Source organism: Streptomyces sp. 4N124 (assembly GCF_052245395.1).
Taxonomy (GTDB): Bacteria; Actinomycetota; Actinomycetes; order Streptomycetales; family Streptomycetaceae; genus Streptomyces.
In genome coordinates this window covers 1-11,088 of sequence record NZ_JBQQBS010000117.1, presented here as the reverse complement: position 1 = coordinate 11,088, position 11,088 = coordinate 1, and the positions used below count along the sequence as shown (strand labels likewise).

At 69.1% G+C, this 11,088-nt stretch carries 8 protein-coding genes; 2 read left to right on the top strand and 6 right to left on the bottom strand.

Annotation, left to right across the window (positions count from 1 at the left end; genetic code table 11):
* Window positions 1-611: 611 nt before the first annotated feature.
* Window positions 612-1,619, bottom strand: coding sequence for a stage II sporulation protein M (locus ACTWQO_RS47925; protein WP_443243712.1), 1,008 nt, complete (start codon window positions 1,617-1,619; stop codon window positions 612-614).
* 128 nt (window positions 1,620-1,747) lie between these two features.
* Here ACTWQO_RS47925 and ACTWQO_RS47920 point away from each other — a divergent pair, with 128 nt between their 5' ends.
* Window positions 1,748-2,698 carry an RDD family protein gene (locus ACTWQO_RS47920; protein ID WP_443243711.1) on the top strand — a complete coding sequence of 317 codons (951 nt, stop codon included), beginning with the start codon at window positions 1,748-1,750 and terminating at the stop codon, window positions 2,696-2,698.
* Window positions 2,699-2,733: 35 nt separating this feature from the next.
* On the opposite strand, the gene ACTWQO_RS47915 is transcribed toward ACTWQO_RS47920, so the two are convergent.
* Together ACTWQO_RS47915 and ahcY are read right to left on the bottom strand one after the other, a co-directional pair.
* The gene (locus ACTWQO_RS47915; RefSeq protein WP_443243710.1) at window positions 2,734-3,348 is read right to left on the bottom strand and encodes a hypothetical protein; all 615 of its coding nucleotides are present in this window, start codon (window positions 3,346-3,348) and stop codon (window positions 2,734-2,736) included.
* A gap of 216 nt (window positions 3,349-3,564) precedes the next feature.
* The gene (gene ahcY, locus ACTWQO_RS47910) at window positions 3,565-5,022 is read right to left on the bottom strand and encodes an adenosylhomocysteinase (RefSeq protein ID WP_443243709.1); all 1,458 of its coding nucleotides are present in this window, start codon (window positions 5,020-5,022) and stop codon (window positions 3,565-3,567) included.
* A 491-nt stretch (window positions 5,023-5,513) separates the two neighbouring features.
* Between ahcY and ACTWQO_RS47905 the strand changes: the two genes are divergently transcribed.
* Window positions 5,514-7,643: a fructose-specific PTS transporter subunit EIIC gene (locus tag ACTWQO_RS47905; protein ID WP_443243708.1), complete on the top strand. Its 2,130-nt coding sequence runs from the start codon at window positions 5,514-5,516 to the stop codon at window positions 7,641-7,643.
* 96 nt (window positions 7,644-7,739) lie between these two features.
* Here the strand turns inward: ACTWQO_RS47905 and ACTWQO_RS47900 are convergent, their stop codons facing one another.
* The 3 genes from ACTWQO_RS47900 to ACTWQO_RS47890 form a co-directional block, all read right to left on the bottom strand.
* Complete coding sequence (locus ACTWQO_RS47900; RefSeq protein WP_443243707.1) at window positions 7,740-8,720, bottom strand: cation diffusion facilitator family transporter; 981 nt, start codon at window positions 8,718-8,720, stop codon at window positions 7,740-7,742.
* Between the two features lie 116 nt (window positions 8,721-8,836).
* Window positions 8,837-9,988, bottom strand: a complete 1,152-nt coding sequence (manA, locus tag ACTWQO_RS47895) for a mannose-6-phosphate isomerase, class I (protein WP_443243706.1) — start codon at window positions 9,986-9,988, stop codon at window positions 8,837-8,839.
* Window positions 9,989-10,108: 120 nt separating this feature from the next.
* Window positions 10,109-11,088: SIS domain-containing protein (locus tag ACTWQO_RS47890; protein ID WP_443243705.1), on the bottom strand; the 980-nt coding region annotated here is incomplete at its 5' end.

The following is an 11,088-nucleotide window of genomic DNA, read 5'->3' as shown; positions in this document are numbered from 1 at the left end:
GCCAGGATCAAACTCTCCGTGAATGTTTTCCCGTAATCGGGACGACACCACGAGAGCGGAACCGCCGAGCGGAATAAGCCCGACCGTTCACAGCGTCCTCGCTGTGTATTTCTTCAAAGGAACCACGCCCCGACCGAACGGCCGGAGACGGGGTATCAACATATCTGGCGTTGATTTTTGGCACGCTGTTGAGTTCTCAAGGAACGGACGCTTCCTTCGTACTCACCCGAGAGACTCTCTCGCGGCTTTCCTCCGGGCGCTTCCCTTCGGTGTTTCCAACCTTACCAGATCGCTTTTCCGTTCCGTTTCCGGTGGGAATTCGTTTCCGGTGGCCGTTGGAGTGGCCTTGCCTATTTGATTGCCTTCCGGCTCTCTTTCGGCGAGTCCGACTTTATCAGAAGTTTTTGACCGGCCTGACCGGCCGCTCAGTCCTGAATAATCGGGGGCTTCTCGGGAAGTGCATTCACAAGAAGCTGACAGATGCTAACCGTCACCCCGGGGCAAACCCTGCCCTCTAGGCAACTGTTTGAATCTACCTCCCCACGCCCTCCGTGTCAACGGCTCTTGTGGGGCGAAGGAGAGACTAGCAGCTCAGCAGACATGTCCGCACATCAGGCAGCCGTCGGAACCGCGGCGCTGCGCTCCGCAGCCTCGACGTCGCCCGTCTCCCCGGTGCGGGCGGCACGACCGCCCAGGACGTAGACGTAGACAAGGAAGACGAGCTCAGCGAGGACTCCGATGCTTATTCGTGCCCATGTGGGCAGGCCCGACGGGGTCACGAAGCCTTCGATGGCGCCGGAGACGAAGAGGACCAGGGCGAGGCCGATGGCCATGCCCACGGCGGCTCGGCCCTCTTCCGCGAGGGCCGTGCGTCGGCTACGTGGGCCGGGGTCGATGACGGTCCAGCCGAGGCGCAGGCCGGTGCCGGCGGCCACGAAGACCGCGGTCAGCTCGAGCAGACCGTGCGGCAGGACGAGACCGAGGAAGGTGTCGAGCCGGCCGGCTGAGGACATCAGGCCGAAGCCGACGCCGAGGTTGAGCATGTTCTGGAAGAGGATCCACAGGACCGGGAGGCCCAGGAAGATCCCGAGGATCAGGCACAGGGCGGCCGCCCAGGCGTTGTTCGTCCACACCTGGGCGGCGAAGGAGGCCGCGGGGTGGCTCGAGTAGTAGGCCTCGTACTGGCCTCCGGGGCGGGTGAGCTCGCGCAGCTCATCGGGGGCCGCTATGGAGGACTGCACCTCTGGGTGAGCACCTATCCACCAGCCCAGAAGTGCCGCGACAAGGGTCGACAGGAGCGCGGTGGGTACCCACCAGTGGCGCGACTTGTAGACCGCGGCGGGGAATCCGTGCGTGAGGAAGCGGGTGACGTCGCGCCAGGAGGCGCGTCGGGTGCCTGTCACGGCACTACGCGCGCGTGCCACGAGTTGGCTGAGCCGACCGGTCAATTGCGGGTCGGGGGCGCTGGACTGGATCAGGGAGAGATGGGTGGCGGTGCGCTGGTAGAGGGCGACGAGTTCGTCGGCCTCGGCACCGGTGAGGCTGCGCTGGCGCCGGAGCAGGGCGTCGAGGCGGTCCCATTCGGCTCGGTGGGCGGTGACGAAGACGTCGAGGTCCATCGGTTTGCCTGCTCCTGGGCTGTTCGTCGGCGGCTCGTCGTGGTGTCAGCTTGTCGTACTGCGGCGCGATGCGCCCTCAGCTTGGCAGACTGGCCGTTCTCAGGGCAGGTCAGGGGAAGGACAGCGGCGTGAGTGAGCTGGTGACGGGTGAGGCGGTGGCGCTGGAGTTGCGCCCCGCGAGGCTGCCCAGCAGGGCGCTGGCCGTCCTGCTCGATCTGGTGGTGGCCGTGATCGCCTACCTGGTCGTGACCATCGGTCTGGTGGTCTCCACGGCCTCATTGGACGAGGCGGCACAGTTCGCCCTGTCGATCGCGACATTCGTATTGGTGCTGGTGGGCGGACCGATCGCGGTCGAGACGCTGAGCCACGGGCGGTCGCTCGGCAAGATGGCGTGCGGGCTGCGTGTGGTGCGGGACGACGGCGGGCCCATCCGGTTCCGGCATGCGCTGGTCCGGGGTGGGATCGGCGTGATCGAGATTCTGATGACATTCGGCGTGATCGCCTGCATCGCCTCTCTCGTGTCGGCGCGCGGGCGGAGGCTCGGGGACGTGTTCGCAGGGACTCTGGTGGTGAGGGAACGGGTACCCGTGGCCCGTACGACCTTCGTTCCCCCGCCGCCGCCCTGGCTGGCCGGGCGGTTCGCCGAGCTGGATCTGTCGGCGGTTCCGGATGGTCTGTGGCTTGCCATTCGCCAGTATCTGACGCGGATGCAGCAGCTGGATCCGCAGGTCGGCTGGGCCATGGCGGAACGGCTCGCCACCGACCTCGCGGCCCGTACGGGAAGCCCGGCTCCGCAGGGCGTTCCGCCGGCCGCGTACTTGGCGGCGGTGGTGCAGGAACGGCAGGCACGGGATGCCAGGCGTGCCTTCGCGGGCGGTTCGGTAGTGGGCGGTCAGGCCGTAGGTGCACCCGCTGCCGGTGGCGGACCTGCGGTCGGTGTGCCGGGGGCGTATGTGCCGCCGCCGATTCCGTCCGCGGTCCCTGTTCCTCAGCCCGAGGCTCCGGTCAGTGGTCGGCGCGAGGCTCCCGAGGTGGCGCCCGCCGACCGGCCCGCCACTGGGTTCGTACCGCCTGCCTAGCCCGGCCTGTCGGCTACCCAGCCCGAACGCGGCGCTCAGTCGAACGCGGACGGCGGCGAGTCAAGGTCCTCCAACTCGATGCCCGGTGCCGCGAGCACGACGTCGCCGGTGATGTGTACGGCGTGCTGTTCGCCCGTGTCCAGGGCTGTGACCTGGTATTCGTCCACGGTCAGAGGGCCGTTGTCAGTGGCGTGTGCTTCTCTTTTCAGCAAGGCCCAGGACTGGTCCACGGTGCGCGGGGCGAGGACGGGGTCGGTGAAGGCGACTAGGCGTACGCGGGTTGCTGAGCTGGAAGGGGTGAGGCGCAGGAGACGAGTGGTGGCGATGAGGAATGCGGGGGAAGTGCCGGTGAAGGCGTGGGCGCGGACGTTGCCTTCCGTGGCATGAGCCCCGGTGGGGTCTGTACGGACCCAGGTGACGCCGTCGAGCGCGGCGCCGCGGACCTGCCAGCCCGCGGCGTGGAGTTCGAGGCGGATGGGGCGGCCGAGTTCGTCGAGGGTGAGGTCGACAGAGCCGCTGTGGTCACCCGCGGCGGTGGTCCGTTGTGAGACGTAGCGCCAGCCGGAGGGGCCGGGGGCGCAGTGGAAGTGCTCGTCTGCGAGGGGGGTGTGATCGTGCGGATCATGGAGCGAATAACGGCCGCGGGGCATGGGGGTCCTGGGTTTTGACGGGCTGGTCCGGCCGCAACGGCCAAAGGGGCAGGCCCCCGGCACGGGGGTGCGGGGGCCTGCCTCGGAGGACCTGCGTGAGAGCGCGTCAGCGCACCGGCGCGCTCTCACGGGCTGCGGTCAGTACTCAGCGGTACTCAGCGCCTGAGCCGGCGACTGGTAACAGCAGCCGGCGGCTCAACAGCGGCAGCCGAGGGCTCAGTAGCGGTAGTGGTCCGGCTTGTACGGCCCCTCGACCTCGACGCCGATGTACGCCGCCTGCTCCGGGCGCAGCGTCGTCAGCTTCACGCCGAGCGCGTCCAGGTGGAGGCGGGCGACCTTCTCGTCGAGGTGCTTGGGCAGCACGTACACGTCGGTCGGGTACGCGTCGGGCTTGGTGAACAGCTCGATCTGGGCCAGGGTCTGGTCCGCGAAGGAGTTGGACATCACGAACGACGGGTGACCGGTGGCGTTGCCCAGGTTCAGCAGGCGGCCCTCGGAGAGGACGATGAGCACCTTGCCGTCGGGGAACTTCCAGGTGTGGACCTGCGGCTTGACCTCGTCCTTGACGATGCCGGGGATCTTGGCGAGGCCGGCCATGTCGATCTCGTTGTCGAAGTGGCCGATGTTGCCCACGATCGCCTGGTGCTTCATCTTGGCCATGTCCGAGGCCATGATGATGTCCTTGTTGCCGGTCGTGGTGACGAAGATGTCGGCCGTCTCGACGACCTCGTCGAGGGTCGTGACCTGGTAGCCGTCCATCGCCGCCTGCAGCGCGCAGATCGGGTCGATCTCGGTGATGATCACGCGGGCGCCCTGGCCGCGCAGGGACTCCGCGCAGCCCTTGCCCACGTCGCCGTAGCCGAAGACCACGGCGGTCTTGCCGCCGATGAGGACGTCGGTGGCGCGGTTGATGCCGTCGATCAGGGAGTGGCGGCAGCCGTACTTGTTGTCGAACTTCGACTTGGTGACGGCGTCGTTGACGTTGATCGCCGGGAACAGGAGGGTGCCGTCGCGGTGCATCTCGTACAGGCGGTGAACGCCGGTCGTGGTCTCCTCGGTCACGCCGCGGATCTCCGAGGCGAGCTGGGTCCACTTCTGCGAGCCGTCCGAGATGGTGCGGTTCAGGAGCTCGAGGATGACGCGGTGCTCGTCGTTCTCGGCGGTGTCGACCGACGGGACCTTGCCGGCCTTCTCGTACTCGACGCCCTTGTGGACGAGGAGGGTGGCGTCGCCACCGTCGTCCAGGATCATGTTCGGGCCGCCGGTGGGGGTGTTCGGCCAGGTCAGCGCCTGCTCCGTGCACCACCAGTACTCCTCCAGGGTCTCGCCCTTCCAGGCGAAGACCGGGATGCCCTGCGGGTTGTCGGGCGTGCCCTTCGGGCCGACGGCGACGGCGGCGGCCGCGTGGTCCTGGGTGGAGAAGATGTTGCAGGACACCCAGCGGACCTCGGCGCCCAGGGCGACCAGGGTCTCGATCAGGACCGCGGTCTGCACGGTCATGTGCAGCGAGCCCATGATTCGGGCGCCGGCCAGCGGCTGAGAGGCGGCGAACTCCCTGCGGATCGCCATCAGGCCGGGCATCTCGTGCTCGGCGAGGGTGATCTCCTTGCGGCCGAACTCGGCCAGGGAGAGGTCGGCGACCTTGAAGTCCTGTCGGTTCTCGACAGTCGTCATTGCGAGCTGCTCCTCGGAGGTTGGGGCGAGGTGGGTACGGCTGGTCTGCGCGGCGGCGGACACAGGGGTGCCCGAAGAGGACACAGGTATGCCCGCGTACACGCAGCGCAGTCCGTCGGAGGCCCTCTCTCCCTCGGTCGGTCCGCGGTGGGACCGCCCGACCGCCATCAGCAGCGACGTCTGGCTCCGTCCCAAGCTACACCGGTAGGGCGGGCCGTCCCCAGTCCACCTCCGAATAGATCAGGCCGATCACGGCCCCGGGGAGGGGCCGTCCGCTGCCTGGCCTGTCGGGCGAGGGACGGTTGTGACAGCGATAACAGGACACCCGCAATCGGATGGACAGGAGTCGACAGACCAGGACCTTCAGGGACTCTTGCCTCTTTGAGCTGGGAGAGAGGTGTTGCAGGATGCGAGGGGATCGGGACATCTGATCGATCCTGCGGGACGTCCGGGACGGCGTTCTCGCGTGACAAAGGCGTTAGGAGATCGACGTGACCAGTCCGGCCGGCCCTCCCCCCACGGGCAGCGGCGGTGGCGAGCGCAAGAGGTTGAAGTTGCTCGCGGTGACCGCGTGCCCGACCGGCATCGCCCATACGTACATGGCGGCGGAGAAGCTCGCGCAGGCCGCCGCGAGCCGTGACATCGACATGAAGGTGGAGACGCAGGGATCCATCGGGGCCGAAAACGTACTCGATGACAACGATGTCAACTCTGCCGACGGCATCATCATCGCCGCGGACAAGGATGTGGACCTGAGCCGATTCGCAGGCAAACGGGTCCTGACCGTCGGGGTCGCGGAGGGCATTCGCCACCCCGAGCAGCTGATCGAGCGGGTGCAGTCGGCGCCCGTACACAGGCAGGGTGGCTCCCCCACGGCCGCCCGCGCCACCGGCGGCAAGGAACGCGGCATCACGTACAAGGCGCTGATGAACGGGGTCAGTTACATGATTCCGTTCGTGGTCGTCGGCGGGCTGCTGATCGCGGTCTCGCTCGCGATCGGCGGGAACACCACGCCGGACGGCCTGGTCATCCCGGAGGACTCCTTCTGGATGGACGTGAACAATATCGGCGTCATCGGCTTCACGCTGATGGTGCCGATCCTGTCCGGCTATATCGCCTACGCGATAGGCGACCGGCCCGCGCTGGTGCCGGGCATGATCGGTGGCTGGATCGCGAACACCGGTGAGTTGTACGACTCGAAGGCGGGCGCCGGGTTCATCGGAGCCATCGTGACGGGGTTCCTGGCCGGCTATCTGGTCCTGTGGATCAAGAAGGTCAAGGTCCCGAAGTTCGTGCAGCCGATCATGCCGATCATCGTGATCCCGATCGTGGCGACCTCGGCGCTCGGGCTGTTCTTCATCTACGTCATCGGCAAGCCGATCTCCTGGGTCTTCGAGCATCTGACCAACTGGCTCAGCGGGATGACGGGCACGAGCGCGATTCTGCTCGGGGCGATTCTCGGGCTCATGATCGCGTTCGACATGGGTGGGCCGGTCAACAAGACGGCGTTCCTGTTCGGCGCCGGGCTCATCGCGACCGGCAATCAGACGGTCATGGGCATGTGTGCCGCCGCGATCCCGGTCATGCCGCTGGGGCAGGGGCTTGCCACGCTGATCCGTAAGCGCCTCTACACCGAGCAGGAACGGGAGACCGGTCTGGCCTCGCTGTTCATGGGCTGCTTCGGTATCTCCGAGGGCGCGATCCCGTTCGCGGCGGCGCGGCCCGCGCAGGTCATCCCGGCCAACATGCTCGGCGGCGCCGTCGCCGGTGCGATCGCCGGGCTCGCCGGCGTCGAGGACGCGGTGCCGCACGGTGGGCCGATCGTGGCCGTGCTGGGCGCGGTGAGCGGCGTACCGATGTTCTTCGTGGCCGTTGCGATCGGCTCTGTCGTCACCGCGCTGACGACGGTCGCCCTCGTCGACATCACCGAGCGGAGGCGGGGGACGCCGGTCGGCGGTGTCGGCGTGAGCGGGCCCGAGCCCTCGCTGGTGGGGGCGGGCGTGGGCGCGCGGGCCGCCACGAGCGCCGTAGGAGCGGAGGGCGCCGTCGGCGTCGTACCGTCGCAGGGTGCCGGGCGTCCGCACTCTGCCATGGACACCGCAAGCGCGAACCCCGCCGCGGAATCAGCCACTCCTGAAGCTGAAGCACCAACCCCCGCCACCCCCGAAGCCCTCTCCGGTCACCTCACCGTGCAGACCGTGAAGGTTCGGCTCGACGCCTCCGACAAGGAGACGGCGATTCGCGAGCTGGCGGTCCTGCTGGCGCGGACCGGCAAGGTGGCGGACGTCGACGAGTTGGTGGCGACGGCGTTGCGGCGTGAGGCGCAGGGCACGACGGGGCTCGGTGAGGAGATCGCGATACCGCATGCCAAGACGGACGCGGTGACGGCGCCGGTCGTCGGGTTCGCGCGGTCCGCCGAAGGTGTCGAGTGGGGCTCGATGGACGGTACGAAGGCGAGGCTGGTGTTCATGATCGCCGTACCGGAGGCTGCCGCGGGTGACGAGCATCTGCGGATACTGGCGCTGTTGTCGCGGAAGTTGATGGACACCGGGTTCCGGGAGCGGCTCATGGCGGCGCCGGACGACGCCGCGGTCCTCGGCGTGCTGAGCGAGATCCAGTAGCCGAAGCAGCAGCCGATGGGGCCCGCCGAAACACTCGGCGGGCCCCATCGTCGTAAGCAAACGGTCCTGCTGAGAACGCGGTCGTACGACGTCGTGTCAGTGCTCGGCGGGGTGTGGTGCCGGCCCTCCCGGCGTTGCCTCGCGGTCGGCGCCCTTCGCGGCCTCGGCCTCGCTGTAGATGTCGGGCTCGAGGTAGATCACGCGGGCGATCGGGACGGCCTCGCGGATGCGGGCCTCGGCGGCGTCGATGGCGGAGGCGATCTCGGTGGCCGTGTCGTCGTGCTCGACGGCGATCTTGGCGGCGACGAGGAGTTCCTCGGGGCCGAGGTGGAGCGTGCGCATGTGGATGATGCGGGTGACGGTGTCGCCGTCGACGATCGCGGCCTCGATCTTCTGGACCTCTTCGACGCCGGCGGCCTCGCCGAGCAGCAGCGACTTGGTCTCGGCGGCGAGCACGAGCGCGATCAGGATCAGGAGCACGCCGATGCAGAGCGTGCCGATGCCGTCCCAGACGCCGTCTCCGGTGGCGAGGGCGATGCCGACGCCGCCGAGAGCGAGGATCAGGCCGACGAGCGCGCCGAGGTCCTCCAGGAGGACGACGGGCAGTTCGGGCGCCTTGGCGTGGCGAACGAACTCCGACCAGGACTTCCTGCCGCGCAGGACGTTGGACTCCTTGATGGCCGTCCGGAAGGAGAACGTCTCGGCGATGATCGCGAAGATGAGGACGCCGACCGGCCAGTACCAGTGGTCGATCTCGTGCGGGTGCTTGATCTTCTCGTAGCCCTCGTAGATGGCGAACATGCCGCCGACCGAGAAGAGGACGATGGAGACGAGGAAGGCGTAGATGTAGCGCTCGCGGCCGTACCCGAAGGGGTGTTGCGGGGTCGCCTCGCGCTGGGCCTTCTTGCCGCCGACGAGGAGCAGGGCCTGGTTACCGGAGTCGGCGAGGGAGTGCACCGACTCGGCGAGCATCGACGACGAGCCACTGAAGAGGAACGCCACGAATTTCGCTACCGCGATCGCGAGGTTGGCGGCGAGTGCCGCCACGATCGCCTTGGTGCCGCCTGACGCGCTCATGTATTCGCGTTGTCCCTTCGTGTGTACGCCGTCCAGACCTTTGCCCGGTCTTTGCCAGTGGGCCATTGTTGCAGCCCGCTCCGACAACGGTGCGCCAGGCCGTAACTCCTTGACGGTCAGGCGATGACGGTGGCCCTGAAGACCGTTCCAGAACCAGACACTTCGGCCTTTTCGCCGGCCGGGACGAAGACCGACCGACCGGGGCTCAGCTCGTGTTCGCCGGCCCGTACGGAACCGGCCGTGCAGAGCAGGATCTGCGGGGTCTCACGGGTGAGGTCGTGGGCGGCGCCGCCCTCGGGCAGGACGTACCGGGAGAGCCGGAACTCGTCGATCGGGGTCTCGTAGACCTCCTCGCCGTCCGGGGACGCCTCCGGGCGCAGCACGCCGGGGTCGCTGGGCTCGAAGCGGACGATGCGCAGCAGTTCGGGGACGTCGACGTGCTTGGGGGTCAGGCCGCAGCGCAGGACGTTGTCGGAGTTGGCCATGATCTCGACGCCGAGGCCGTTGAGGTAGGCGTGCGGGATGCCGGCGCCGAGGTAGAGGGCCTCGCCGGGCTGCAGGCGGACGTAGTTGAGGAGCATCGCGGCGATGACGCCGGGGTCGCCCGGGTAGTGGTGGGCGATGTCCGCGTAGGGGGCGTACTCGCCGCCGAGGCGGGCGCAGGCTGCGGCGGCCACGGTGACGGTGTGGGCCATCTCCTCGCGGTCGGCGCTGAGAACGGCCGTCAGGACCTCGCGCAGCGCCGCCTCCTCGGGGTGGGCGCGCAGCAGGTCGACGTACGGCTTGAGGGAGTCGACGCCGAGGCCGGCGAGCAGGTCGGCGGCCCGCGCCGGGTCGCGGAAGCCGCACAGGCCGTCGAACTCGGTGAGCGCGCAGATGAGTTCGGGCTTGTGGTTGGCGTCCTTGTAGTTGCGGTGCGGGGCGTCGACGGGGATGGCGCGGCGCTCCTCGTCCTCGTAACCCTCCTTCGCCTGCTCCAGGTTGGGGTGCACCTGGAGGGAGAGGGGGGCGCCGGCGGCGAGGATCTTGAGCAGGAAGGGCAGGCCGGGGCCGAACTTGGCGACGGTCGCGGCGCCGAGTTCGCGTTCCGGGGCGGCGCCGATGACCTCGACGAGGGTGCCGCGGTCGGTGCGCGAGGGTGCGCCCGGGTGGGCACCCATCCACATCTCCGCCTGCGGTTCACCGGTCGGCTCGACGCCGAGCAGCTGCGGGATCGCGGTGGTGGAACCCCAGGCGTAGGGGCGGATGGTGTTGTCGAGGCGGTCCATTCGGCTCTCTGTCTGCTCTCTCTGCGTTTCTCTCTGCGTTCGACGCGTTCGGCTCTGGTTCGCCGTACGGACGGCTTTCGTCTTGTCTCGTGTACGGCGGTCAGGGCGTCCTGGGTCAGATCAGGCCCTCGAAGCGAGCGCCAGGTAAACGGCGGCGAAATCGGTGATGGCGATCAGTTCGGCGAGGGTCTCCAGTTCGCCACCGGGCTCCGGCTCCAGTTCGCTGATCGGCGTGTCGTGGCTGAGGGCCAGGTCACGGGCTGCGGGGGCGGCGGTGAGGCCCTCGATCGGGCGGTCGCGGAGCAGTACCACGCGCGCGTGCATCGCGGGTGGCTCCTCGACGCGGTCGCGGAAGAAGTCGTCGGGGTCGGCGCTGGCGGCGAGTGGGCCGGCGAGCAGGGCGCTGTGCGCGGCGAGCGCCTCGGGGAGTTCGGCGACGACGGCGGGGGTGCCGGAGAGTTCGGCGAGGGCCGCGGCGAACCTGCGGCCGGCCGGTCCTGCCGAGGTGCCCTCGGTCCAGACCAGCGGGAGGGCGTCGGCGAGTTCGGCGGCGAGGGTCTTGGCGGGGTTGCTGTACGTCGCGATGGCCGGCCCGCAGCGTTCGGCGATGTGGTCGAGGCGGTCGGCGACCTTTTCGATGGCGTCGGGCGGAGCGGTGAGCAGGCCGGTGCGGTCGAGGAGGCCGAGCAGCGGGGTCAGCAGCGCCCACAGGACGCCGGGCGCGGACGCGGCGAGGGATTCGTCCTGCTCGTACGGGGCGGTCGCGAGCGGTACGAAGAGGCCGTGGGCGCCTTCCACCGCCTCGGCGAGCGGGGTGCGGGGCGGGGCTACGGCGGCGACCGTGCAGCCGCGGCGGTAGGCCTGGTCGGCGAGGAGGGAGAGGCCGGGTTCGGTGCCGTCCGGGGTGGCGATGAGCAGGAGGTCCACCGAGCCGGCCCAGCCGGGGAGTTCCCAGCGCAGGGCGCCTGCGGCGGGGGCGACGCCGGAGGGGGCCAGGCGGGTGACCGGGCTGCCCGCGCCTGCGAGTGTGCCGAGGAGGTCGGCGACGCAGATGGCGGCGGCGCCGGGGCCCGCGATGAGGACGGCGCGGGGGCGGCCGT